The following is a 24,199-nucleotide window of genomic DNA, read 5'->3' on the forward strand; positions in this document are numbered from 1 at the left end:
GGGCATCCGCATCAGCGGATGGCTGTCGCGCACGCCGGGCGAGCGCACCACCGGGAAGGCGCGCTGGACCCAGCGCAACAGCTCGATGCTCGGGCTGTTCAACAGCAGGCGTACCTGCGGGTACAGCCAGATCAGCCGGTCGACGTTGTCGTTGGGCTCGTAGGCGACGTCGCCGAGACCGTCGTCGTCGCGGTCCCAGCCCAGGTAGTCGCTCCAGTAGTTGCCGCGGCCGTCGGCGGACCACTCCTGCTCGCGGTTGGCGACGTACTTGACCTGCTGGCGGTTGCCTATGAAGGCGTTGCCGGCGATGCGATTGTCCTCCGAGCCGGCGGTGAGGTGGATGCCCAGGGCGCTGTCGGCGAAGCTGTTGCCTTCGATGCGGTTGAACAGCGAGTTGTAGATGAACAGCGCCTTGCCCTCGGCGCCGGAGATCATCGCGTCACCGGTGCTGCCGCTGCGCACGCCCTCGACGCGGTTGCCGGCCAGGGTCGAGTAGGTGATGTAGTTCATCAGGATGCCGTAGTTCTCGTCGTCGATGGAGCGGTTGCCGGTCACGGTCAGCTTGCGGCTCTGCATCAGCGCGTAGCCGGTGCGGGTGCGCCGGGTCAGGTTGTCGATCACCCGGCTGTTGTGGGTGAACATGTAGTGCACGCCGTAGCGCAGCTCCTCGAAGCGGTTGGCTTCGATGCTGCTGTCGTTGGAAGTGTCGATGTAGACCCCGTCGCGGGTGTGGCTGACCCGGTTGCCGCGGACCAGGGCGTCCTTCACCGCATAGAGGTGGATGCCGTTGCCGCGATCCTGGGAGCGCACGCTTTCGTCGCCCTCGATGCGGTTGTCGAGCACCTGCGCGCCCGCCGTGGCGTCGAGCCAGACGCCGAAGCCCGCGCCGCGCAGGTCGTTGCCGCGGATCACGGCGCCGCTGGCGGCCTTGCCGACGAAGATCGCGGCGTCGAGTTCGGTCAGGTTGCGCCCCCAGTTGCGCAGCCGGCAGCCCTCGACGGTGATCCCGGGGCTGGTCAGGGTCAGCAGGCTGCCGTGGCCGCCGCCGTCCAGTTCGGCGCCGGCCTCGCAGCGCAGGTGCAGCGGTCGGTCGATGACGAAGTTGCCGGCGTAGCGGCCCGCCGCCAGGCTCCAGCGGCCATCGCCGTCGGCCCGCAGCGGCAGGCCGTCGACCGGCTCCGCGCGGGCCGTGGCGAGGCCGAGCAGGAGCAGGGCGAGGAGCGGTCCCGCCCGGCGCCCGGCCATCGACCGCGCTGAGTGGATCAAGCCTTTTCCACCAGCATCCGCCCGCACATTTCCATGTGCAGGGCGTGGCAGAACCAGCTGCAGTAGTACCAGTGCACCCCGGGCTTATCGGCGACGAAGGTGATCGACGAGGTCTGTTGCGGGCTGATCTCCATGCAGACGCCGTGGTTGACCATGACGAAGCCGTGGGTCACGTCCTCGATCTCGTCGAGGTTGGTGATGGTCACGGTGACTTCGTCGCCCTGCTTCACCTTGAACTCGGTGAGGCCGAAGGAGGGCGCCATCGAGACCATGTAGACGCGGACCTTGTTGCCCTCGCGGATGACCTTGTTGTCCTTCATCAGGTCGATGCCGTCCTTTTCCGCGCGCTTGACCGTCTCGGCGAAGAACGGGTCCTTGCGGTCCCAGATCTTGCGGGTCTTGATCTGGTCGCGGCGGGCGAGGATGCAATCGTGCGGTTCGGCGAAGGTCGGACCGTCGTGGACCAGCTTCATTTCCTCGCCGGAAATGTCGATCAACTGGTCGTTCTCCGGGTGCAGCGGACCGGTGGGCAGGAAGCGGTCCTTGGAGAACTTGCTGAGCACCACGATCCACTTGCCGTCGGCTTCGCTGGTCTCGCACAGGGTGGCGTGGTTGTGCCCCGGCTGGTACTGCACGTCGAGCTTCTGGCGGATGTAGTCGACCTTCTCGCCCTTGTAGGCGCGCACCGCGTCGGCGAGGTTCCACTTCACCAACTGGCTGTCGATGAACAGCGTGGTATAGGCGTTGCCTCGGCCATCGAAGGTGGTGTGCAGCGGGCCGAGGCCCAGTTCCGGCTCGCCCACCACCACGTCGCGCGGGTCGGCCAGCTTGCCGGCGAACAGGTCGCCGAGGCGCTCGATGGCGATCATGGTGCAGGTCGGCGAGAGCTTGCCGTTGGCGATGAAGTACTTGCCGTCCGGCGAGGTGTTCAGCCCGTGGGGGTTCTTCGGTACCGGGATGTAGCGGGTCACCGGGCTGTCCTTGCCGTCCTTGCGCCGGCCGTCGACCACCGGCACCTTCGAGTCGCCGAGGGTGACGAAGCGCTTCGCCTTGATCTCGGCCTCGATGCGCGGGATGTCGAACACCACCACCCAGTCGCGCTCGTTACGCATCATGCCGCCGAGGTCGACGGCCTTCTCCGAGTTGTAGCAGGTGGAGGCGGCGAACCTGCCGCTGTAGTCCATGTCGGTGTTGTCGAGGTTGCCGTCGACGATCACCTGCCAGGCCACTTCCATGGTCTCGGCGTCGATGGCGTTGTACAGGGTGAAGGCGTTGTCGCCGGACAGGTCGAAGGTCGAGCCGTCGTTGGGATGGGGGATGATGAACTCGGCGTTGCAGAACACGTAGCGGGTATGCGGCACCTTTTGCAGGCGCAGGCCGTGGATCGCCTGGACGTTGGGAATGGTGACGATGCGGTCGCATTTCATGACGTCCAGGCGGATGCGCGCGACCCGGCTGTTGGCCTTGTCGTTGATGAACAGGTACTTGCCGTCGTACTTGCCGTCGGTCATCGAGATGTGCGGATGGTGGCAGTCGCCGTTGAGGAAGCGCGCGCCGTCGCCGAGGACCCGCTTGCTCTCGTTGGTCAGGCCCCAGCCGGTGGCCGAGTCGACGTTGAACACCGGTATGCGCATCAGCTCGCGCATCGACGGCACGCCGAGCACGCGTACTTCGCCGGAATGTCCGCCGCTCCAGAACCCGTAGTACTCATCCAGTTCGCCGGGGGCGACCTCGGCCTTGCTGCGCTCGCCCTTGCCCGCGGCCCGGGCCTCGCGGCCGACCACCGCGCTGCCCAGGGCGCTGGCGCCAACCAGGGCGGCGGCTCCGGTCAGCGCCGAGGCGCCGAGGAAGCCGCGGCGGTTCAGGCCATGGGTTTCTTCGTGGGGGCTTTTCGTGTCGTCGCTCATCTCGTGTCGTCCTCAAGGGCAGTCAGGGGAAAAGGGAGCCAGGTCAGAGGTTCTCCGCGGGTATCCGCGCGTTGTCCGCCGGCGCGCTCTTCGCGCGCTTCTTGCGCTTGTTCACCAGCGGCGGGCACTTGTCCTGGTCGTGGTAGGTCATCTGGCAGTCGAGGCAGTAGTGGCATTCGTTGGCCTCGATGCGGCCGTCCGGATGGATCGCCTGGATCTCGCATTCGCGGGCACAGAGCTGGCACGGCTTGCCGCATTCCGCGCGGCGCTTGAGCCAGTCGAACAGGCGCGCCTTGGCCGGGATCGCCAGGGCCGCGCCCAGCGGGCAGAGGTAGCGGCAATAGACCTTGCGGGTGAACAGGTTGACCACCAGCAGCGCGACAGCGTAGGCGACGAACCACCACTGGCGGTCGAAGCCGAGGGTGATGGCGGTCTTGAACGGCTCCACCTCCGCGGCCTGCTCGGCCAGCGCCAGGGATTCCAGGGAGAGACCGAAGAGCACCAGCAGGATGATGTACTTGATCGCCCAGAGCCGCTCGTGCACGGCGAACGGCACCTGGAACTGCGGCACGCGGAGCTTGCGCGCGAGTTCGTTGAGCAGTTCCTGTAGCGCACCGAACGGGCACAGCCAGCCGCAGAACACGCCGCGGCCCCAGAGCAGCAGGCTGGCTGCGGTGAAGGTCCAGAGGATGAACAGCAGCGGGTCGCTGAGGAACAGCTCCCAGCGGAAGCCTTCGAACAGCGCGTGGACGAAGGTCAGCACGTTGACCACCGATAGCTGGCCGAGGCTGTACCAGCCCAGGTAGACCAGGGTGAACGCCAGGTAGCCGGTGCGCAGTCGCTGCATCAGGCGCGGCCGTCGCACCAGGCGGTCCTGGAGGAAGAGGATCGCCAGGAGCAGGACGAGGGCGGTACAGAGGACCCCGACCTGGAAACTCTTCTGGTACCAGACCCGCAGCCACAGCGGCCGGGCAGCCTCTTCCAGGGCGGCCAGTTCCTCGGCCGTTGGCTGCGGCCGCTCCAGGTATTCCTCGGGCGTCTGGCAGGCCAGCTCGAAGCTGGTGAATACCCCCGCCACCGGGCCGGTCTGGCGCCGCACGAGCAACTCCAGGGTCCAGGGCGAGCCCGGATCGAAACGCTGGCTGGCGCGGGCGACGAAGATCGCCATCTCGCGGAACTCCGGCATGCCTTCGGCGTAGACGTCCGACAGGCGCTGGTAGTCGAGGTCGCGGAAGCTGATGATGTCGCCGAACTGGCGCAGTTGGACCCGATCGAAGATGCCACCGCGCACGTAGCCGGAACCCTTGAAGGAATACTCGCCGTCGCCGAGCACGACGAAGGCGTATTCGCCTGGCTTCAGCGACGCCATCAGTTCGCGGTACTGGTTGTCGCCGAGCAGGCTGCGGCCCACCGCGGGAGGGTTGAGCAGGGCGCTGTAGAGATCGATGAACGGCTCGTCGCGGTGCGCCGCGTCGGCTTCGCCGATGCCTTCGGCCTCGCTGCCCTTGAAGGCGTCGTCGATCTGCCCGCGACTCAACTGCAGGCGGCGGATCGCGCCGTTGCCGAGCAATTCGCTCCAGCTCGCCGTCGCTGCCGGTTGCTGGCGCACCTGCGCCGGCTTGGGCCGCACATTGCCGCGGTCCTCGATCAGGCCGAGGGAAACCGCCACCGTATGTGCGGCGCGCATGACGATCTCGTTGACCACCATCACCGTCACCGTGGCGCCGCTCACCGCGTCGACGGTAACCGCCTGCGGGTCGCTGGAGCGGCCGACCACCACCCGCTGGTCGGCGCGCACGCCGTCGTACCTGGCGCTGAAGGCGTGCAGCTTCTCTTCCGGGATGCCGATCAGCAGGATCGGTTCGTGGTGTTCGAGGACGTAGGCGTCGCGGATAACCGCCTGCGGATCGAGGATCACCTGCAGGTTGATCGGCTTGCCGGAGTAGGCCGGGATGTCGGTGACGCTGAGGGTCTGGAAGGCGTAGCCGAGGGTTTCCTCGCCCTTGCTCAGGCGGCGTACGCCGTAGTCGCCTTCGGGGTCGCCGATCCGCTCGACCGCGGGGAATACCTGGGCGATGCGCAGACGCTCCAACTCGCTGAGTTCGGCACCCTGGGCGGCGAGGCCGACCAGCAGGAGCATCCAGGCGAAGACACACCGCCACGATCCGGCGGAAAAACGAAGGGCGCGCATAGGTTCCATCTACTACTGGCTACCGGCGAAAAAAGGGACGCCGCGCTGCGGTGGGGTCTGCGCCTGGCGGTGGAATCGCTTCCGTTGCCGGATGCTAGGAGGTGCGGGGGCGGAACGCGCTTGATGAAAGTCAAGAAGTGGAGATGAGGAGCCAGCGAGGTTGCTGGCACTGAGTGTACCGAGTCGCCCCTCTCCCTTCAGGGAGAGGGGGAGAGGGCTGCCCGAGGCTCAGGCCAGGCGCTGCCCGGATACCGCCGGATGGTACAGCGGCTGCACCTTGTTGCCCGCCGGGTCGAGCAGGTGGAAGCTGCGCGCGCCGTCGCCGTGGTCGAAGGGTTGGTCGAGCAGGGTCACGCCCAGCGCCTTCAGGTAACGGTACCAGGCTTCCAGTTCCTCCACGCTGTCGACGACGAAGCCGTAGTGATCCATGGTCTGCAGGCCGTTGCTGGCGGCGTGGGCGCGGCCGAGGGAAAGGTTGTCGTTGCCGCAGGTGAGATACACCAGGTCTTCGTTGGCGCGGTTCAGCACTTCCATGCCCAGCACGTCGATATAGAAGCGCTCGCATTCTTCCAGGTTGGGCACCAGCAGGGCGAGGTGACGCAGGCCGTTGAGGCGGGAGGGGCGGGCAGGGCGGTCGGACATGGGTTTGCTTCCTTTTTTGTATACAATAATTTTGTAAATCTAAAACAAAAGGAAGTTTCCGTGTACTGCATCTTTATCAAGACCCGCCTCAGGGCCGGCTGCGCCGAGGCTTTCATCGATGCCATCCAGGTCAACGCCGCCGCTTCCGTGTCCACCGAGCCCGGCTGCCTGGTGTTCGACGTTTCCCGCGACCGACAGGACCCTGACCTGGTCTATCTCTACGAGATCTATCGCGATGACGCGGCCTACGAGGCGCACACCCGCACCGCGCATTTCCGCGACAGCCGGCCGTTGGTCGAGCCGCTGATCCTCGAACAGGAAGTCTTCGAAAGCGACGCGCTGGCGCTCAATCCGCTGCGCTGAGAAGGCTCAGTCGCCGCGGGCGACGTCCAGCACGCGGATCAGGTCCGGGCGCGGGTAGTGCCAATGCACGTCGAGGTCCCACAGGCGCACCCCGTAGCGGCGCCCGGGCTCCGGCTTCTGGTAGGCCGGACGCGGGTCCTGGGCCAGGCATTGCTCGATCAGCTCGGCCACCGGCTGCCGCAACCGCTGGCCGTGCTCATGGGCCTGGCGCCGCGCCTGCTCGCTCCACTCCACGGCGATGCCCGGCGGCGGCGCGTCGGCGATGGCGTTGCGGGCGTCGGCCACGGCGTCGGCGTAGGGTACGTAGGGCTTGATATCGAGTACCGGGGTGCCGTCGAGCAGGTCGATTCCGGACAGCCACAGGCGCCCCGCTTCGAAGCCCTCCAGGCGCACCACCGACTGGCCGATGCCGTTCGGCCGATGGGTGGCGCGGGTGGCGAAGACTCCCAGCGAGCGGTTGCCGCCCAGGCGCGGCGGGCGCACCTTCAGTCGCGGCTTGTCTTCCAGGGCCTGGTGGAAGAGGAACAGCAGCCAGACATGGCTGACCTGCTCCAGGCCTTCCAGCGCTTCCACCTGGTCGAACGGCGGCAGCAGTTCCAGGGTCCCCCGCGCCGCCGGCGCGAGCAGCGGCTGGCGCGGGATGGCGAACTTCTCCATGAAGCAGGAGCGGATGTAGCCGATGGGAGAAACGCTGTGGGTCATGGCGGGACGAGGCGAGCGGTCGGGGGCGTCATGTTACCCGGATTGGCGGCGCTCAGAGATGAAAACCGCCGTCGATGGGGATCACGTTGCCGGTCATGTAGGCGCCGGCGGTGCCGGCCAGGCTGATCGCCAGCGCCGCCATCTCCTCCGGGCGACCCCAGCGGCCCATGGGAATCGACGCGCTGTCCGCCTCCAGTGCCTGCGGGTCATTGGCGATGTGACGGGTCATGCGGCTCGGGAAGCGTCCGGGAGCGATCACGTTGACATTGATGTGCTCGCCGACCAGTTCCTTCGCCAGCATCCGCGACAGTTGATGCAGCGCGGCCTTGCTCGGCCCGTAGGCATAGGCTTGTTCGCCCATGGCGCTGATGCCCGCCACCGAGCCGATGTTGATCACTCGCGCCGGATTTTCCGCGCTGGCCGAGCGGCGCAGCAGCGGCAGCAGTTGCTGGATGCAGGAAAACACCGAGGTGACATTGAGCTGCATGACCTTTTCCCAGCCGGACACCGGATAGCTTTCCAGCGCTGCGCCCCAACTGGTGCCGGCGTTGTTCACCAGGATATCCAGCCGCGCGCTGAGTTCGCCGAGCGCCTGCGCCAGGCGCCGGGCACCGGCTTCGCTGGAAAGGTCGGCAGGGATCGCCTGGCAATCGCCGTAGGCCGAGAGGTGTGTGGCGGTGTCGGCGCAGGCCTCTGCGTCACGTGCGCAGATGAAGACGCGGGCGCCGGCTTCGAGAAGACCCTGGGCGATCATCTGGCCGATGCCGCGGCTGCCGCCGGTGACCAGGGCGACGCGGCCGGCGAGGCTGAAATAGGGATGCATGGGAAACACTCCGGGCTGGGCAGGGGTGACCAGCCTACGATTCGCCTCGCTGCCGGCGCAGCACTATCCAGATACGGAATGACGTGGCATCCGTGGCTCAGCGGCTACTGCGGCGATGCCACAGATACAGGTAGGCGATCAGGTTGACCAGCAGAACGATGGCGCCAAGGATCCATTGCACCGCCGGGGTCAGGCCGGCGGGATAGATCAGCGGCAACAGGTAGTGCTCGACGAAGCCGCCGCTGTAGCCGGCGTCCCCGGCGGCCCGGCGCAGACGATTCTCCAGCGGGGTCAGCGGACAGGGCAGGCCGAGGAACTCAACGGCGCACCCCCAGGCCACCGCCGGCAGGTGCAGCCAGGCCAGGCGTGGCCAACGCAACGGCAGCAGGCCGCCGAACAGGACGAACAGGATGAAGCCCAGGTGCAGCCAGACCAGGGCATCGGCGGCCAGGCGATAGCTCATTCGGCTCTCCCTCGTGGCGTTGGAGGGATAACGCCACCGCTACAGGGGCCGGCGGATAACCGCCTTGCGGTTACTCGCCCATGGTTGGGCCATCCATAAAGAAAAAGCCGGCGAATGCCGGCCATTTCAAGCGCTACGCGTGGGCTTCGGCGCTCAGGCCTGGGCCAGCTCCGCATCGTGTGCGATCAGGGCGACCAGCGCGTTCTGCTGACGGTGGGTCAGCTGGCGGAAACGCTGCAGCAGCTCGCGCTCGTGCAGGCTGAGTTCCGGGCTGTCCAGGCGAACACCGAGATTGTCTTGCAGCGCCCCTTCCTGGAGCAGGCTCTGCTCGAGTCGGGCGATGATCTCGGAGTTCATGCTGCGGTGATGGCTGCGAGCGACTTCTGCGATCTGCTCACGCATGCCCTCGGGCAGACGAACGACGAATTTGTCAGCGGTACGGCTGGAGTAGGTAGGAGTTGCCTGTTTCAGTGGGCGCATACATTGAACCTGTAGAGTCAGGGAAAAGCGGTGCCGAGGAAGCGTTCATTGTTCTCGGGCCTATGACCACGATTTCCGCCAGCCGTTCAGTCTGTTATTTCGGAAACAACAATTAGTTGACGTCAATTGTGCGTTGCGTGACGGCGTTTTGCCAGTACCAGCTATCTGAAATGCGAGCGATTCAACAAAAGCCTAGTTTTTTACTGGGGTTAGATGATGGCCTTCTGACCATCGGTCGTTCAATGGATTGTCACTCGACTGTCATCGTCACTTCACCGGTCTGACACAGTCTCCTCCTATCTTGGTCTACACCAGATGGCGCCGCTGGCGTCTTCGTGCAACCGATTGGAGGGGAGAACGATGAGCGCGGTGATCCGTGTCGACAGCCTGAACAAGACCTTTGCCCGCAAGCAGGCGCTTTTCAACCTGAAGCTGGAGATCCAGGCGGGCGAGATGGTGGCGTTGATCGGTGCATCCGGCTCCGGCAAATCCACGCTCCTGCGTCACGTCGCCGGGCTCGCCCGCTGCGACCGCGACAACGGCGGCAGCATCGACGTGCTGGGTCGCCGCCTGCAGGCGTCCGGTCGCCTGAGCGGCGAAGTGCGCCGCCTGCGCGCCGACATCGGCTACATCTTCCAGCAGTTCAACCTGGTCAACCGCCTCAGCGTGCTGGACAACGTCCTGCTCGGCTTCCTCGGTCGCATGCCGCGCTGGCGCGGTTCGCTGGGGCTGTTCAGCGCCGAGCAGAAGCGCCAGGCCCTGGAAGCGCTGGCGCGGGTCGGCCTGGCCGATTTCGCCGGGCAGCGCGCCTCGACCCTCTCCGGCGGCCAGCAGCAGCGCGTAGCCATCGCCCGCGCCCTGACCCAGAAGGCCGAGGTGATTCTCGCCGACGAACCGATCGCCTCGCTCGACCCGGAGTCGGCGCGCAAGGTGATGGACATCCTCGCCGACATCAATCGCCACGACGGCAAGACCGTGGTGGTGACCCTGCATCAGGTCGACTACGCGTTGCGCTATTGCCCGCGCGCGGTGGCCCTGAAGGGCGGCCGGATCCTCTTCGACGGCAGCAGCGAGCACCTTTCCGAAGGCTTCCTCAACGAACTCTACGGCGCCGAAGGGGACACCCCGTTGCTGTTTTCCGACCGTGCCCGGCGCGGGGCGGAGAGCCAGCCGGAACTGACCCTCGCGCGCGCCTGACGTCATTCGAACCGCATAAAAACCCGCCAAACCCTGCCCAGGAGTTCTCTCCATGTTGAAACGCTTCAGTCGTGTGCTCGCGGCTTCCGCCCTGCTCGCCGGCTCCCTTGCCGGGATGGCGCACGCCGACCAGCCGGTGATCAATTTCGGGATCATCTCCACCGAGTCGTCGCAGAACCTCAAGAGCATCTGGGAGCCCTTCCTCAAGGACATGAGCCAGCAGACCGGCTACCAGGTGAGGGCCTTCTTCGCCCCCGACTACGCCGGGATCATCCAGGGCATGCGTTTCGACAAGGTCGACATCGCCTGGTACGGCAACAAGGCCGCCATGGAAGCGGTGGATCGCGCCCACGGCGAGATCTTCGCCCAGACCGTCGCCGCCAGCGGCGCGCCGGGCTACTGGAGCCTGCTGATCGCCAACAAGGACAGCAAGATCGACAGCGTCGAGGACATGTTGGCGAACGCCAAGAGCCTGACCTTCGGCAACGGCGATCCGAACTCCACGTCCGGCTACCTGGTGCCCGGCTACTACGTGTTCGCCAAGAACAACGTCGACCCGGTCAAGGCCTTCAAGCGCACCCTCAACTCCAGCCATGAGGTCAACGCCCTGGCGGTGGCCAACAAGCAGGTCGACGTCGCCACCTTCAATACCGAGGGCATGGAGCGCCTGGAACTGACCCAGCCGGAGAAGGCCAGGCAGCTCAAGGTGATCTGGAAGTCGCCGCTGATCCCGGGCGACCCGCTGGTGTGGCGCAACAACCTGAGCGACGAGCAGAAGAACAAGCTGCGCGACTTCTTCTTCAAGTACGGCGCCAACGCCGAGCAGAAGAAGGTCCTCGCCGACCTGCAATGGTCGAAGTTCCAGCCCTCCGACGACGACCAGTTGCTGCCGATCCGCCAGCTCGAGCTGTTCAAGCAGCGCACCGACGTGGCGAACAACGCCAACCTCGGCGCCGAGGAGAAGGCCGCCAAGCTGAAGGCCCTCGACGAGGAGCTGGCCAAGCTGGAGAAACGCATGGCCGAGCGCGAGCAGAAGACCGCCGCCAACGCCGGCTGATCCACCCCGGGCGCGGCCGGCGCCGCGCCCCACCCGATTCGCCAATACCGCTGTCGAGATTCCCGATATGAGCACTCTGAGCACCACCGCCGCGGCGGCCGCCACCGGCAAGCCATCCTGGGGACGCCTGGTCGGCTGGGGCCTGTTCCTCGCCATCCTCGCCTGGTCCTGGAAGGGCGCGGAAATGAACCCGGCCGTGCTGTTCCGCGACGCCGGCAACATGGCGACCTTCGCCGCCGACTTCTTCCCGCCGGACTTCGGCAACTGGAAGCTCTACCTCAGCGAGATGCTGGTCACCGTGCAGATCGCCCTCTGGGGCACGGTGCTGGCCATCGTCTGCGCTATCCCGCTGTCGATCCTGGCCTCCGAGAACATCGTGCCCTGGTGGGTCTACCAGCCGGTGCGGCGGGTGATGGATGCCTGCCGTTCGATCAACGAGATGGTCTTCGCCATGCTCTTCGTGGTCGCCGTCGGCCTGGGCCCGTTCGCCGGCGTGCTGGCGCTGTTCATCAGCACCACCGGGGTGCTCGCCAAGCTCTTCGCCGAGGCGGTCGAGGCGATCGACCCCGGTCCGGTCGAAGGCGTCCGCGCCACCGGTGCCAGCGCCCTGCAGGAGGTCATCTTCGGAGTCATCCCGCAGGTCCTGCCGCTGTGGATCTCCTATTCGCTGTACCGCTTCGAGTCCAACGTGCGTTCCGCCACCGTGGTCGGGATGGTCGGCGCCGGCGGCATCGGCGTGATCCTCTGGGAGGCCATCCGCGGCTTCCAGTTCGGCCAGACCTGCGCCGTGCTGATCGTCATCATCGTGGTGGTGAGCCTGATCGACGTTCTGTCACAACGCCTGCGCAAGCTGTTCATCTGACGACGCGAGGAGGGCGCCTGGTGCGCCCTTTCCAAACCATGCACTTGTCTAGACAAAGCGAACCGCTGTACCGCGAACTGGCCGAACGGCTGCGCCAGGAACTGCTGGCCTACCGCCCCGGCGACTACCTGCCCGGCGAGATCCAGCTGGCCCAGCGCTTCGCGGTGAACCGCCATACCCTGCGCCGGGCGCTCGACGAACTGGTGCTCGAAGGCCGCGTGCTGCGGCGCCAGGGCAAGGGCACCCAGGTCCTGGAGGCGCCGACGATCTACCCGATGGGCGCCGCCAACGCCTACACCGAGTCGCTCTCGGCCCAGGGCCACCGGGTCGAGGCCCGGCTGCTGGAGGCGCGCCAGCGTCCGGCCGGCGCCGCCGAGGCCACCCACCTGGGGATCGGCGAGGGCGGGCGGGTGCTGGAACTGACCACCCTGCGTTACCTCGACGGCCAGCCGGTGAGCCTGATCCGCCATTGCTACGCCGTTTCCCGCAGCGAGCTGCTCGCCGACTACCAGGGCGGTTCGCTGCGTCGCTACCTGGCCGACAAAGGCCTGCCGCTGACCCGCACCTACAGCCTGATCGGTGCGCGCCTGCCCAACCGCGAGGAGGCGGCGCGCCTGCTGATGCCCCGCCATGCGCCGTTGCTCACCGTCCTCACCCTGTCCCGCGACCGTACCGGCCAACCGGTGGAACTGGCCCAGTCGATCAGCCGCGCCGATCGCTTCCAGTACCAGGTCGCCCCCTAGGAGAAGCCCATGACCGCCTTGCATTCCGATCCCACCATCGCCGCACGACAGCGCTGGATGGGCGTGCTCGCCCGCGCCCGTCGCGAGGAGCTGGACGCCCATGCGGACGCCCTGCGCGATGCCGACTATCACCTGCTGCGCGCCGCCGAGACCGGCATGACCCTGGTGCGCGGACGCATGGGCGGCACCGGCAGCCCGTTCAACTTCGGCGAGATGACCGTGACCCGCTGCGTGGTCCGCCTCGCTGACGGACGTACCGGCTACAGCTATGTCGCCGGGCGCGACAAGCGCCACGCCGAACTGGCCGCCCTGGCCGACGCGCACCTGCAGGGCGCCGATGCGGCGGCCTGGCAGGCGCGCCTGATCGAACCGCTGGCCCGCACCCAGGCCGAGCGCCGCGCCGCCCAGGAGGCGGAAATCGCCACTACCAAGGTGGAGTTCTTCACCCTGGTCCGAGGAGAAGATTGATGACCAGCGCTTCGCTTCCCAGCCCGGCGGATACCGCCGCGCTATTGCAACCGGCGTTCCAGGACCCGGTCCTGGACGCCCAGCGGAGTTTCCGCGCGGCGCTCAAGGCCCTCGCCGAACCGGGGCTGGTACGCAACCTCGACCGCGCACCGGCGCTGGCCGCGTTGCAACCGGCCAGCTACGCACTGTGCCTGAGCTTCCTCGACTCTGACACCCCGCTGTGGCTGGCGCCGGGTCTCGACAGCCCGACGTTGCGCGCCAACCTGGCCTTCCATTGCGGCTGCCCGATCGTCGCCGAGCGCGAGCAGGCGCTGTTCGCCTTGCTCGACGAAGGCGAGCTGGACGACCTGAGCGGCTTCGACAGCGGCAGCGACCGTTATCCGGACCAGTCCTGCACCCTGCTGATCCAGCTCGCCGGCCTCGATGGTGGCGACTCGCTGGAGTGGCGCGGACCGGGTATCGCCGAGGTGCGCCAGGTGGCGTTGCCGGTGAGCGCCGGGTTCTGGGCGCAGCGCGCCGCACGCACCGAATTCCCCAGGGGCCTGGATGCCTTCTTCGCCGCCGGCGAGCGCATCCTCGGCCTGCCACGCAGTACCCGGGTCAGCGAACCCGTCGAGGAGGTGGCCTGATGTACGTAGCCGTCAAGGGTGGCGAGAAGGCCATCGACAACGCCCATCGCCTGCTGGCGCGCAAGCGCCGCGGCGATACCGCGCTGCCGGAGCTGTCGGTGGAGCAGATCCGCCAGCAGATGCCACTGGCCGTGTCGCGGGTGATGACCGAAGGTTCGCTGTACGACGAGCAACTGGCGGCACTGGCGATCAAGCAGGCGGCCGGCGACCTGATGGAAGCGATCTTCCTCCTCCGCGCCTACCGCACCACGCTGCCGCGCTTCGCCGCCAGCCTGCCGCTGGATACCGCCGGGATGCGCCTGCAACGGCGGATCTCGGCGACCTACAAGGACCTGCCGGGCGGGCAACTGCTCGGTCCGACCTTCGACTATACCCATCGCCTGCTCGACTTCAGCCTGCTCGCCGAGGGCGACTACCCCGGCCCCGAAGTGGAGCGGGGCGCGTCCCTGGAGCCTTGTCCGCGCGTGCTCGGCCTGCTCGACCGGGAAGGCCTGATGACGCCGGAGTACGAACTGCCCGGCGCGGTGCCGGATATCACCCGCGAGCCGCTCGACTTCCCCACCGGCCGCGCCCAGCGCCTGCAGGCCCTGGCCCGCGGCGACGAGGGCTTCCTTCTCGCCCTGGGCTATTCGACCCAGCGCGGCTACGGCCGCAACCATCCGTTTGCCGGGGAGATCCGCATCGGCGCCTGCGAGGTCTGGCTGGAGCCCGAGGAACTCGGCTTCGCGGTGCCGGTGGGCGAGATCGAGGTCACCGAGTGCGAGATGGTCAACCAGTTCGTCGGTTCCCGCGAGGAGCTGCCGCAATTCACCCGTGGCTACGGCCTGGCCTTCGGCTACGCCGAGCGCAAGGCGATGGGCATGGCCCTGGTCGACCGCGCCCTGCGCGCCGAGGAATACGGCGAGGAGGTGGTGTCGCCGGCGCAGCAGGAAGAGTTCGTCCTGATGCACTGCGACAACGTCGAGGCCGGTGGCTTCGTCTCGCACCTGAAGCTGCCGCACTACGTCGATTTCCAGTCCGAGCTGGAGCTGATTCGCAAGCTGCGTCGTCCCGGCGTCGCCGAATCCGCGCAACCCACTGTCCAGGAGAAGCGCGCATGAGCCTTTCCCCGCAAGCCAGCGCCGCGCCGGAGCAGGGCTACAACTTCGCCTACCTCGACGAGCAGACCAAGCGCATGATCCGCCGCGGCCTGCTCAAGGCGGTGGCGATCCCCGGCTACCAGGTGCCCTTCGGCGGCCGCGAGATGCCGCTGCCCTACGGCTGGGGCACCGGCGGCATGCAGGTGACCGCGGCCATCCTCGGTGCCGACGACGTGCTCAAGGTGATCGACCAGGGCGCCGACGACACCACCAACGCGGTATCCATCCGGCGTTTCTTCGCCCGCACCGCCGGGGTCGCCACCACCGAACGGACCCCGGAGGCGACGGTGATCCAGACCCGCCACCGGATACCGGAAACCGCCCTGAGCGGCGAGCAGATCATGGTCTACCAGGTGCCGATCCCCGAGCCGCTGCGCTTCATCGAGCCTTCCGAGGCGGAGACCCGGACCATGCATGCGCTCAACGACTACGGGGTGATGCACGTGAAGCTCTACGAGGACATCGCCACCTTCGGCCACATCGCCACCAGCTATGCCTACCCGGTGACGGTGGACGAGCGCTACGTGATGGATCCCTCGCCGATTCCCAAGTTCGACAACCCCAAGCTGGACATGAACCCGGCGCTGATGCTGTTCGGCGCCGGTCGCGAGAAGCGCCTGTACGCGGTGCCGCCGTTCACCCGGGTGGCGAGCCTGGACTTCGAGGACCACCCCTTCGAGGTCCAGCGCTGGGAGGAAAGCTGCGCCTTCTGCGGCAGCCACGAGTCCTACCTGGACGAACTGATCGTCGACGACCGTGGCGGCAAGCGCTTCGTCTGTTCCGACACCGATTACTGCACGCAGCGGCGTGCCCGCCAGGAAGAAGGGGAGGACGCGCAATGAACGCGGTCTGCGAATCCATCGATGCGAGCCTCGACGCGCGCGACCGGCCGCTGCTCTCGGTGCGCGGCCTGACCCGCCTGTACGGGCCGGAAAAGGGCTGCCAGGAGGTCGACTTCGATCTCTATCCCGGCGAAGTGCTGGGCATCGTCGGCGAGTCCGGCTCGGGCAAGTCGACCCTGCTCTCGCTGCTCTCCGGACGCTGTCCGCCGGACGCCGGCACGGTCGCCTACCGCGACGACGGCGACCGCTGGCTGGACCTCTACGCCGCCAGCGAAGCCGAGCGGCGCACCCTGCTGCGCACCGAGTGGGGCTTCGTCGAGCAGAACCCGCGCGACGGCCTGCGCATGGGCGTGTCCGCCGGCGCCAACATCGGCGAACGGCTGATGGCCCAGGGCGTGCGCCATTACGGTCGGCTGCGCCAGGCCGGGCTGGACTGGCTGGAACAGGTGGAGATCGATCCGCTGCGCATCGACGACCTGCCGCGAACCTTTTCCGGCGGCATGCAGCAGCGCCTGCAGATCGCCCGCAACCTGGTCTCGGCGCCACGCCTGGTGTTCATGGACGAACCCACCGGCGGCCTCGACGTGTCGGTGCAGGCGCGCCTGCTCGACCTGCTGCGCGGCCTGGTGCGCGAGCTGGACCTGGCGGTGGTGATCGTCACCCACGACCTGGCGGTGGCGCGCCTGCTCGCCGACCGCCTGATGGTCATGCGCCGTTCGCGGGTGGTGGAAGCCGGTCTCACCGACCAGATTCTCGACGACCCGCAGCATCCGTACACGCAATTGCTGGTGTCGTCGGTCCTGCAACCCTGAGCCGAAAGCGTCGGCGCCGGTCCGCGCGACGGGCGCCCGGAGAAGTAGCGATGAACAACCTGATCGAGGTCCGCGACCTCAGCAAGACCTTCACCCTGCACCAGCAACAGGGCGTAGTGCTCAATGTGCTGCGCGGGCTCAACTTCAATGTCGCCGGCGGCGAATGCCTGGTGCTCCACGGACGCTCCGGCGCCGGCAAGAGCACCCTGCTGCGCACGCTCTACGGCAACTACCTGCCGGCCGGCGGCAGCATCCGCCTGCGCCACGCCGGCGACTGGCTGGAACTGGTCGGCGCCGAGCCTCGCGAGGTGCTCGCCGTGCGCCGCCAGACCCTCGGCTACGTCAGCCAGTTCCTGCGGGTGATCCCGCGGGTGGCGACCCTCGACGTGGTCATGGAGCCGGCCCTGGCCCGTGGCTGGAGCCGCGACAGCGCCGAACTGCGGGCGCGCAGCCTGCTGGCCCGGCTGAACATCCCGGAACGCCTCTGGCAACTGGCGCCGGGCACCTTTTCCGGCGGCGAGCAGCAACGCGTCAACATTGCCCGCGGCTTCATGGTCGAGTGGCCGATCCTGCTGCTCGACGAGCCGACCGCGTCCCTCGACGAAGCCAACCGCCAGGTAGTGCTGGAACTGATCGGCGAAGCCAAGGGCGCCGGCGCCGCGTTGATCGGCATCTTCCACGACCGCGCCGCCCGCGAGGCGGTGGCCAGCCGCTACCTGGACATGAGCCAGGAGCTTTCCCGCCAGGAGCAAGCCCATGTCGTCTGAACGCGTTCTCAGCAATGCCCGGGTAGTCAGCGCCGAGCGGGTCTTCGTCGGCAGCGTGCTGCTGCGCGACGGCCTGATCGCCGCGGTCGACGAAGGCCGCAGTCACCTGGCCGGGGCCGAGGACCTGGGGGGCGACTACCTGCTGCCCGGCCTGGTCGAGCTGCACACCGACAACCTGGAGAAGCACATGACCCCGCGTCCCGGCGTCGACTGGCCGTCGGCCTCGGCGGTGCTGGCGCACGACGCGCAGATCGTCTCCGCGGGGATCACCACGGTGTTCGACGCACTGTCCATCGGCGACGTCAACCCCAAGGGCAAGCGCATGCAGCAGTTGCCGAAGATGCTCGAGGCCATCGGCGAGGCCGCCGCCAGCGGCGACGCGCGCGCCGACCATCGCCTGCACCTGCGTTGCGAGGTCAGCCATCCGCAGACGCTGGAGGTGTTCCGCGAACTGGTCGAGCATCCGCTGGTGCAACTGGTCTCGGTGATGGACCACGCCCCCGGCCAGCGCCAGTTCGCCAGGCTGGAGAAGTACCGCGAGTACTACCAGGGCAAGTACCACCTGAGCGATGCCGAGATGGACGCCTTCATCGTCGAGCAGGTAGCCAACTCCGAGCGCTACAGCGACGCCGCCCGTGCGGCCATCGTCGATGTCTGCCAGGGACGCGGCCTGTCGGTGGCCAGCCATGACGACGCGACCCTCGCGCATGTCCGCGAGTCGGCCGGCTACGGCATGGCCATCGCCGAGTTCCCGACCACCGTGGAGGCCGCCAGGGCCAGCCACGAGCACGGCCTGCAGGTGCTGATGGGTGCGCCCAACGTGGTCCGCGGCGGTTCCCATTCGGGCAACGTGGCGGCGGCGCAACTGGCGGGAATCGGCGTGCTGGATATCCTTTCCAGCGACTACTATCCGGCCAGCCTGCTGCATGCGGCCTTGCTGCTCGCCGGCGAGCACAGCGAGTATGATGCGATCCGCTACGACCTGCCGCGCGCGGTGGCGATGGTCAGCCGTACCCCGGCGCTGGCCGCCGGGCTGACCGATCGTGGCGAAATCCGCGTCGGCCTGCGCGCCGATCTGCTGCAGGCGCGGGCGCTCGGCAACAACCAGCCGGTGGTGCGCCAGGTCTGGCGCGGCGGGCAGAGAGTGTTCTGATGACAGGCAGACTGATTTATCTGATGGGGCCTTCCGGCTCGGGCAAGGACAGCCTGTTGCAGGCCGCGCGCGAGCCCCTGGCGCTGCGCGGCTGCCGTATCGTGCGGCGGGTGATCACGCGCTCCGCGGAAGCGGTGGGGGAGGACGCCCAGGCGGTGACCCCGGCGCAATTCGACACCCTCGAGCGGGCCTCGGCGTTCGCCATGAGCTGGCGCGCCAACGGCCTTTGCTATGGCATCCCAGTGCAGATCGACGAGTGGCTGGCGCAGGGCTACGACGTGCTGGTGAACGGCTCGCGCGGCTACCTGGCGCAGGCCCGCCGGCGCTATCCGGATCTGCTCGCGGTCCTGCTCGGGGTGAAACCCGAGGTGCTGCGCCAGCGCCTGCTGGCGCGCGGCCGGGAAAGCCCCGAGGAAATCGAGGCGCGCCTGGCGCGCAACGCCGAGTTCGCCGCCGGCCTGGAGGGCCCGCTGTTCCAACTGGACAACTCCGGTGACCTCGACGACACGCTACGCAGCCTCCTGGCCCGTCTCGGCAGCGACCGCGCATGCGCCTGACCCTGCTCGGCACCGGCGATGCCCGCCAGGTGCCGGTCTACGGTTGCGATTGCCCGGCCTGTCGCAACGCCCGCGCCGACGCCGGCCTGCGTCGCCGTCCCTGTAGCGCGCTGCTGGAGTGCGCCGGCCAGCGCTGGCTGATCGACAGCGGCCTGGTCGATCTCTGCGAGCGCTTCCCGCCCCATAGCCTCGACGGCATCCTCCAGACCCATTACCACGCCGACCACGCCCAAGGCCTGCTGCACCTGCGCTGGGGCCAGGGCCTGGTGATCCCGGTGCATGGCCCGGCCGACCCGGAGGGCCTCGCCGACCTCTACAAGCATCCGGGCATCCTCGATTTCAGCCAGCCCTTCGGCGCCTTCGAGCGGCGCCAGTGGGGCGCGCTGGCGGCGACCGCGCTACCGCTGGTCCACTCGAAGCCGACCTTCGGCTACTTGCTGGAGGGGGCTTCCGAGGAGGGAACGATACGGCGTCTGGCCTACCTCACCGATACCGTCGGGCTGCCGGCGGACAGCGCCTCGCGATTGCTCGCGGCGCCGCTGGACCTGCTGGTGCTGGACTGCTCGATGCCGCCGCAGGAGCGGCCGCCGCGCAACCACAACGACCTGACGCGGGCACTGGAGTGCATCGAATCGCTGCGTCCCCGGCGGGCCGTGTTGACTCACGTCGGGCATGCGCTGGACGCCTGGCTGCTGGACCACCCCGCTGCGTTGCCCGAGGGGGTGGAACTGGCACACGACGGGATGTGCCTGCCGCTGTGAGCGACGCTGTAGCGCCCGGCAAGGCGTTGTGGGCGAAATCAGTCCAGGCTGGGATCGAAGCGGATTCGCCGACCTACCACCAGCGCAAACAGCAGCCAGGCGCCGGATATGCCCAGCAGTCCCCAGGCGCACCAGGCGAGGAGGGTGGCATCGGGCGGCAGGCTCAGCGCCAGGATCGCGCTGGCGATCACCACGAACAGAAGAATGACGGCGGATCGTGACATGGTTTCACTCCCGGAGCCCTCTCCGTCGGGCTCGCTGTTCCTTGTGCCGGCTCAGTGGCGCCGAGGTTCCGTGGCGCCCTTGTCGCTCAGCGGAAGCCTCGCTGGATATTCTTCTCCTCCGCGCTCTATCAGCCAGAGCAGCCCGTAGACGCCGACCGAAAGGGCCAGGGCGGTCAGCGGCAAAGCCAGGATCCACATGTTCTTTCTCCCTTCCGCCCGCCAGCATCCCGGGGACCTGTGCGGCGGTGTAGCGTCGTTGGATGCCGGTCTCCCGGCGCTTGCTTCGTCAGAATGTCCAGGCCTGTTCGTCGGCCGCGGTCACCAGCGCCGTGCCGCGCTCGTCCTCGCCTACGGTGACGATGCGCGGGGATTCTTCGGGCGCCTGGATCACCAGTCGCTGCGCAGCGGGTGCCCACTGCGGTGTTGCGTTGCTGTCCAGCACTACCGGCTTTTCGCCGTTGCGTTCCTGCGTCCTGTCCTCGTCGCCCAGTGCGCTGTTCTGGAAGACTACGAGAGCCAGCAGGGAAAGAAGTCCGGTGCCGACCAGGTTGCGTGAGCTGCTCATGTTCACCTCCATTTCGTAGCTTTGCCAGGCAGATGGCCAAGGTTTGATCCTGAGGGTCTTGTAGCAGCGGTTGTGCCAACTTTTTTCTATAAAAAATCCTTTTAAATCAATGAATTATATATGTGTCCGAGACTCTCTCACATGCACTTTGCACGGATGGGCATTTTGCCGGTTGCAAAATGCATGATGATGTCAGCCCAGATGCAGCGCCAGGCTTACGCCGTGGCTGGTGAACCCTAGCGCGGCATAGAAGCGCTGCGCGGTTTCCCGGTCCTGGTGACTGGAAAGCGCCAGTTTGTAGCAGCCCCAACTGCGCGCGCGCTCCACGGCCCGGCCGATCAGCTCGCGGCCTACGCCCTGGCCGCGGGCGTGGCGGTCGACCACCATGTCTTCGAGAATCGCCGAGCGGGCGAAATCGTGCGCCAGGTGTTCGATCAGATGCAGGGTGCAGGTGCCGAGCAGGCGCTCGCCGCGCTCGGCCACCAGGGTGACCCGGTCGCCGCGCGGTCGTTGCAGCTGGATGGCCAGCAACGCCGGGTCCGGGCGCGGATCGGCGCTACCGAGTTGCTGTAGCAGCAACGACAGGCGCGGCGCGTCGTGCTCGCTGGCGATCCGCACGTCGAAGCTGGCGAAGGGGGAGTCCGGTATCCGCGGCTGGCGCGGGGCGTCCGGCAGGTCCTGTGCGGCGGGAATGGCGACGGTCTGGTTCATGCTGCACCTCCAGGGTTGCGGAAAATTATGCGCAGCCTTGGTGGCAGTGGCATGACAAACGCTTTCTCTGCCGTTAACATGCCGCCCGGACGCGGCGCACCGCTCGCCATGTCCGGCGTGTCCCGGTAGCTCAATTGGATAGAGCATCCCCCTCCTAAGGGGAAGGTTGGAGGTTCGACCCCTCTCCGGGACGCCAAATATATCGGGCACTTACCGCAAATCGCTTCTCCTGGGCCAGTTCTTTGTCGGGGCATGGTGGGTGCAGTAAGCCTAAAAGAAAGCCCCGTCCTGAATCGCTCAGACGGGGCTTTTCCATGCCGGCCAGCTCAAATGTCTGTCGTCAGCGCCAGCAGGACAACCGGGTGGCCTGCGCCGCTCCCGGTAAGCTCGATCCTCGCTTTCCCTTCTCATCGCGACCTTCGCGCGCGTCTTAATCCTCCGAATACCCTACCAAGCGCATCGCTGGATGCAGCTTCGAGATCTTTCACCTTCATCGAGAGCACGTCCTCATTGTGGTTTTCCGGGCAGTTCTAGCCTAGTGCCATTACGTCGAGGTTTGGGCTCGATGTGATGGTGTGCCTGAGGGCGGTGCCGGCAGATCGCATCCAGGCGGATGAGGTGCTGGAGATAGGCGGAATTTTCCGCCGATCAGGAGGGACCAGAAACTTTCCGGACTCTGGCCGTAGGGGGAGTGCGGAATCATTGCAGATCCTGGCCAAGCCATGCCGGAAAATCTTCCGGTATATGGCGGGAAAGTCTCCGGCACATGCGACGGGCACGCTTTTGTACCCGTATCGGGAGGGATCCCTCGGAGGTGGGTCCGACAAGGTAGGTTTTTCTCACTTTCCCCCATTAGTAGTGGTCGTGATCTGCGGTGCCTGACTGTCTCCTCAAAATTGTGGGCACGGTCGCGCGACCCTCTCCTGAAACGTCACCAGCTCAAAAGAACGTTTTGTGTCCTTTAGCCTGGGCGAGATACCGGGAGTTTTCCTGCATTGCAGGAGATCCAAACTGGCGATTTTCCGGTTTTGCCGGGGTGTCGTTTCATCGTCCTTGGGCATAGCGGGACGGTATCCTCATTGGCCGTCCTCCATTGGAGTTTTTGCCCCCGACGGTGGCCGCAAGGCAGGCCGACTGCGCCACCTCGTCCGAGGTCGGTAGATTCCTGGCTTAATCACCTTGGCCGCGCGCTTGCTCCCGTCTGGATCACGGACAGAAATTTGCGTAAACGCCGTCGGTTCTTAAGACTGGCTCACGGAATACAGTGAACATCTATACGAAACTCGACTGCCGGATATGATCGGCACTGGATTTGGGGCCAGTAGTAAGCCGGGTAGATGATCGAGGGGGCTCCATTGCGAACAGGGATGTGGCAGGAAATGGAGGTTCTTTGTAGGTGCTCATCAAATCCGTTCGATCTTCTAACAGCGAGACGCGAGGGAGAGGACTGGGCGCGCTAAGTACGTCCACGAATCACTCTGCACCATGTTTGTCCGGTTTTGCGATAGTGGGCCGGGCTTTTTATTGCCTGGAGAAAGGATACATGAGGATTAAGGCAAGTCTATTAACCCAGGGGAGGCTACTTTCTGTAGCATGTTTAATGCTCGCGTTGTTCTTTTCTCAGGGCGCTAGGGCTGAATATTATTACTGGTACATGAGTTATTTTGGTAGGAAAGTTTCATCACCTACGGCTGGCTGTGATCTTTATTTTAGCAGTTTTTCCAAGGATCCTGGTCGGGTTTTTGTTATGGAGCCTTCGTCAAATCCAATTGAGGCGGGCAAGGTTTTCTATTGTGTGGTTCGTTCTGGTGATTGGATTCTTTTTAATACTGTTGTTTATCTTAAGGGCGATAGCTGCCCGCTGGGCGCTGAGCTTAATGTTGAAACAGGGACTTGTGATTGTCGTCCGGGCTATGAAATGGATGATATTGGCTGTAAGCTTCCAGATGAAAATGGCCCCGGCAAGGGGGCTCCGCCGCCGGAGGGTTGCGCAGGAAACCCGGTCAATATCACCAATGGCAACAAATATCAGGTCGAGCATGACTTAATAACCCCGATTCCGCTTGCCCGACACTACAACGGCCTGGACGGCTTGTGGCGACATTCGTATTCTGCGCGTATAACCCGCAAGGATGATAGCTACCTACTTTACCGCGAAGACGGAAAGGTCTCGGAGTTCACGGGATCGGGAAGCGATCTAACCTCCATCACAGACCTGGGTAGACTCAGCCGGTTACCAGGGGGATTTATATATGCCTCCGAACTCAACGACGCGATGGAGTTCGACCAGAATGGAGTACTCATTAAACTCACCACCAAGGAAGGTCGCAAGTATCGTGTAGAGCGAGGCGCTAGTCTTACGATTAGCGACGAGCATGGCAACAAGCTCGTTCTCTCGGAGGGAGCCAACCATCAACTCCTGCGCGCTCAGACAGGGGGTATATCCATTGAGTACACATACGACAAGGAACAGCGACTCACTTCGGTAACACGAACAGATGGGCAATACAGCACGAAAACACAGTACCTCTATGACGACCCGAGGAACGGAAAACTACTTACAGGCATCCTGGATAACAACAATCGCCGCTTCGCCACCTGGACCTACGACGACCAAGGCCGCGCCATCTCCAGCGTACACGCCAACGGCGCCGAAAAGGTCTCCCTCGCCTACAACGATGACGGCTCCACCACCGTCACCAACGAATACGGCAAGCAGGCCACCTACCGCTTCCAGGTGATCCAGGGCATCAAGCGCATCGTCGCCATCGAAGGCGAACCCTCTCCCAACTGCCCCAGCAGCAATTCCACCTTTACCTATGACGAACGCGGCCTGCTCAGCAGCAAACGCGACAACAACGGCAACCTGACCACC

General features: G+C 66.0%; 27 protein-coding genes and 1 tRNA gene. 16 read left to right on the forward strand and 12 right to left on the reverse strand.

All coding sequences use genetic code 11. From position 1 onward, the window contains the following. From HMPREF2581_RS12120 to HMPREF2581_RS12135, 4 genes are all read right to left on the reverse strand, one after another. A partial coding sequence (locus tag HMPREF2581_RS12120; protein WP_070867335.1) for a nitrous oxide reductase family maturation protein NosD occupies positions 1-1,266 on the reverse strand: 1,266 nt, incomplete at its 3' end. Further along, complete coding sequence (nosZ, locus tag HMPREF2581_RS12125) at positions 1,263-3,173, reverse strand: TAT-dependent nitrous-oxide reductase (protein ID WP_003138228.1); 1,911 nt, start codon at positions 3,171-3,173, stop codon at positions 1,263-1,265. The genes nosZ and HMPREF2581_RS12120, both read right to left, overlap by 4 nt. Before the next feature lie 43 nt (positions 3,174-3,216). Continuing rightward, the gene (gene nosR, locus HMPREF2581_RS12130) at positions 3,217-5,364 is read right to left on the reverse strand and encodes a transcriptional regulator NosR (protein ID WP_003138229.1); all 2,148 of its coding nucleotides are present in this window, start codon (positions 5,362-5,364) and stop codon (positions 3,217-3,219) included. A gap of 228 nt (positions 5,365-5,592) precedes the next feature. Beyond that, the gene (locus HMPREF2581_RS12135) at positions 5,593-6,006 is read right to left on the reverse strand and encodes a VOC family protein (protein ID WP_003130247.1); all 414 of its coding nucleotides are present in this window, start codon (positions 6,004-6,006) and stop codon (positions 5,593-5,595) included. A 60-nt stretch (positions 6,007-6,066) separates the two neighbouring features. Between HMPREF2581_RS12135 and HMPREF2581_RS12140 the strand changes: the two genes are divergently transcribed. Then, positions 6,067-6,369 carry a heme-binding protein gene (locus HMPREF2581_RS12140; RefSeq protein ID WP_003130248.1) on the forward strand — a complete coding sequence of 101 codons (303 nt, stop codon included), beginning with the start codon at positions 6,067-6,069 and terminating at the stop codon, positions 6,367-6,369. A gap of 6 nt (positions 6,370-6,375) precedes the next feature. Here the strand turns inward: HMPREF2581_RS12140 and tsaA are convergent, their stop codons facing one another. The 4 genes from tsaA to amrZ form a co-directional block, all read right to left on the reverse strand. Next, positions 6,376-7,071 (reverse strand): tRNA (N6-threonylcarbamoyladenosine(37)-N6)-methyltransferase TrmO, encoded by a 696-nt coding sequence (tsaA, locus tag HMPREF2581_RS12145; RefSeq protein ID WP_003138230.1) that lies wholly within the window; start codon positions 7,069-7,071, stop codon positions 6,376-6,378. 52 nt (positions 7,072-7,123) lie between these two features. Beyond that, a complete protein-coding gene (gene rhlG, locus HMPREF2581_RS12150; protein ID WP_003138231.1) occupies positions 7,124-7,894 on the reverse strand; it encodes a 3-oxoacyl-ACP reductase RhlG in 771 nt (256 codons plus the stop codon). 97 nt (positions 7,895-7,991) lie between these two features. After that, positions 7,992-8,357, reverse strand: coding sequence for a DUF2784 domain-containing protein (locus HMPREF2581_RS12155; protein WP_003091804.1), 366 nt, complete (start codon positions 8,355-8,357; stop codon positions 7,992-7,994). 153 nt (positions 8,358-8,510) lie between these two features. Then, a complete protein-coding gene (gene amrZ / locus HMPREF2581_RS12160; RefSeq protein WP_003091802.1) occupies positions 8,511-8,837 on the reverse strand; it encodes a transcriptional regulator AmrZ in 327 nt (108 codons plus the stop codon). A gap of 360 nt (positions 8,838-9,197) precedes the next feature. On the opposite strand from amrZ, the gene phnC reads away from it, so the two are divergent. The 13 genes from phnC (at position 9,198) to phnP (ending at position 19,824) form a co-directional block, all read left to right on the forward strand. Further along, positions 9,198-10,034: a phosphonate ABC transporter ATP-binding protein gene (phnC, locus tag HMPREF2581_RS12165; protein ID WP_003130253.1), complete on the forward strand. Its 837-nt coding sequence runs from the start codon at positions 9,198-9,200 to the stop codon at positions 10,032-10,034. Between the two features lie 52 nt (positions 10,035-10,086). After that, entirely contained in the window at positions 10,087-11,091 is a 1,005-nt protein-coding gene (phnD, locus tag HMPREF2581_RS12170) for a phosphonate ABC transporter substrate-binding protein (RefSeq protein WP_003138232.1), read from the forward strand. Between the two features lie 67 nt (positions 11,092-11,158). Then, positions 11,159-11,953: a phosphonate ABC transporter, permease protein PhnE gene (gene phnE / locus HMPREF2581_RS12175; RefSeq protein ID WP_003091793.1), complete on the forward strand. Its 795-nt coding sequence runs from the start codon at positions 11,159-11,161 to the stop codon at positions 11,951-11,953. A gap of 20 nt (positions 11,954-11,973) precedes the next feature. Then, positions 11,974-12,696 carry a phosphonate metabolism transcriptional regulator PhnF gene (phnF, locus tag HMPREF2581_RS12180; protein ID WP_003091792.1) on the forward strand — a complete coding sequence of 241 codons (723 nt, stop codon included), beginning with the start codon at positions 11,974-11,976 and terminating at the stop codon, positions 12,694-12,696. A gap of 9 nt (positions 12,697-12,705) precedes the next feature. Further along, on the forward strand, positions 12,706-13,164 hold the full coding sequence (phnG, locus tag HMPREF2581_RS12185; protein ID WP_003138234.1) for a phosphonate C-P lyase system protein PhnG: 459 nt from the start codon (positions 12,706-12,708) through the stop codon (positions 13,162-13,164). Then, positions 13,164-13,793, forward strand: coding sequence for a phosphonate C-P lyase system protein PhnH (phnH, locus tag HMPREF2581_RS12190; RefSeq protein WP_003138236.1), 630 nt, complete (start codon positions 13,164-13,166; stop codon positions 13,791-13,793). The genes phnG and phnH overlap by 1 nt, the downstream gene beginning before the upstream one ends. Then, positions 13,793-14,893 (forward strand): carbon-phosphorus lyase complex subunit, encoded by a 1,101-nt coding sequence (locus tag HMPREF2581_RS12195; protein ID WP_003091786.1) that lies wholly within the window; start codon positions 13,793-13,795, stop codon positions 14,891-14,893. The genes phnH and HMPREF2581_RS12195 overlap by 1 nt, the downstream gene beginning before the upstream one ends. Next, positions 14,890-15,774 carry an alpha-D-ribose 1-methylphosphonate 5-phosphate C-P-lyase PhnJ gene (locus HMPREF2581_RS12200; RefSeq protein ID WP_003091784.1) on the forward strand — a complete coding sequence of 295 codons (885 nt, stop codon included), beginning with the start codon at positions 14,890-14,892 and terminating at the stop codon, positions 15,772-15,774. The genes HMPREF2581_RS12195 and HMPREF2581_RS12200 overlap by 4 nt, the downstream gene beginning before the upstream one ends. Then, positions 15,771-16,586: a phosphonate C-P lyase system protein PhnK gene (gene phnK / locus HMPREF2581_RS12205; RefSeq protein ID WP_003091781.1), complete on the forward strand. Its 816-nt coding sequence runs from the start codon at positions 15,771-15,773 to the stop codon at positions 16,584-16,586. The genes HMPREF2581_RS12200 and phnK overlap by 4 nt, the downstream gene beginning before the upstream one ends. A gap of 50 nt (positions 16,587-16,636) precedes the next feature. Next, complete coding sequence (gene phnL, locus HMPREF2581_RS12210) at positions 16,637-17,353, forward strand: phosphonate C-P lyase system protein PhnL (RefSeq protein WP_003091778.1); 717 nt, start codon at positions 16,637-16,639, stop codon at positions 17,351-17,353. After that, positions 17,343-18,506: an alpha-D-ribose 1-methylphosphonate 5-triphosphate diphosphatase gene (locus tag HMPREF2581_RS12215; RefSeq protein ID WP_003113124.1), complete on the forward strand. Its 1,164-nt coding sequence runs from the start codon at positions 17,343-17,345 to the stop codon at positions 18,504-18,506. The genes phnL and HMPREF2581_RS12215 overlap by 11 nt, the downstream gene beginning before the upstream one ends. Continuing rightward, positions 18,506-19,063 carry a phosphonate metabolism protein/1,5-bisphosphokinase (PRPP-forming) PhnN gene (gene phnN / locus HMPREF2581_RS12220; protein WP_003109293.1) on the forward strand — a complete coding sequence of 186 codons (558 nt, stop codon included), beginning with the start codon at positions 18,506-18,508 and terminating at the stop codon, positions 19,061-19,063. Before HMPREF2581_RS12215 ends, phnN begins: the two co-directional genes overlap by 1 nt. After that, positions 19,054-19,824, forward strand: coding sequence for a phosphonate metabolism protein PhnP (gene phnP / locus HMPREF2581_RS12225; protein WP_003109294.1), 771 nt, complete (start codon positions 19,054-19,056; stop codon positions 19,822-19,824). The genes phnN and phnP overlap by 10 nt, the downstream gene beginning before the upstream one ends. 38 nt (positions 19,825-19,862) lie before the next feature. On the opposite strand, the gene HMPREF2581_RS12230 is transcribed toward phnP, so the two are convergent. From HMPREF2581_RS12230 to HMPREF2581_RS12245, 4 genes are all read right to left on the reverse strand, one after another. Then, positions 19,863-20,048 carry a PA3371 family protein gene (locus tag HMPREF2581_RS12230; RefSeq protein ID WP_003091768.1) on the reverse strand — a complete coding sequence of 62 codons (186 nt, stop codon included), beginning with the start codon at positions 20,046-20,048 and terminating at the stop codon, positions 19,863-19,865. A gap of 51 nt (positions 20,049-20,099) precedes the next feature. Further along, a complete protein-coding gene (locus tag HMPREF2581_RS12235; RefSeq protein ID WP_003130258.1) occupies positions 20,100-20,246 on the reverse strand; it encodes a hypothetical protein in 147 nt (48 codons plus the stop codon). An 88-nt stretch (positions 20,247-20,334) separates the two neighbouring features. Then, positions 20,335-20,613 (reverse strand): hypothetical protein, encoded by a 279-nt coding sequence (locus tag HMPREF2581_RS12240; protein ID WP_003109295.1) that lies wholly within the window; start codon positions 20,611-20,613, stop codon positions 20,335-20,337. A 192-nt stretch (positions 20,614-20,805) separates the two neighbouring features. Next, complete coding sequence (locus tag HMPREF2581_RS12245) at positions 20,806-21,324, reverse strand: GNAT family N-acetyltransferase (protein WP_003091762.1); 519 nt, start codon at positions 21,322-21,324, stop codon at positions 20,806-20,808. Between the two features lie 119 nt (positions 21,325-21,443). Between HMPREF2581_RS12245 and HMPREF2581_RS12250 the strand changes: the two genes are divergently transcribed. Both HMPREF2581_RS12250 and HMPREF2581_RS31980 read left to right on the forward strand, forming a co-directional pair. Continuing rightward, positions 21,444-21,520 (forward strand) — tRNA-Arg (locus tag HMPREF2581_RS12250). A gap of 1,404 nt (positions 21,521-22,924) precedes the next feature. Next, positions 22,925-24,199: DUF6531 domain-containing protein (locus HMPREF2581_RS31980; protein ID WP_256565200.1), on the forward strand; the 1,275-nt coding region annotated here is incomplete at its 3' end.

It is taken from the genome of Pseudomonas sp. HMSC057H01 (genome assembly GCF_001836405.1).
Lineage (GTDB): Bacteria > Pseudomonadota > Gammaproteobacteria > Pseudomonadales > Pseudomonadaceae > Pseudomonas > Pseudomonas aeruginosa.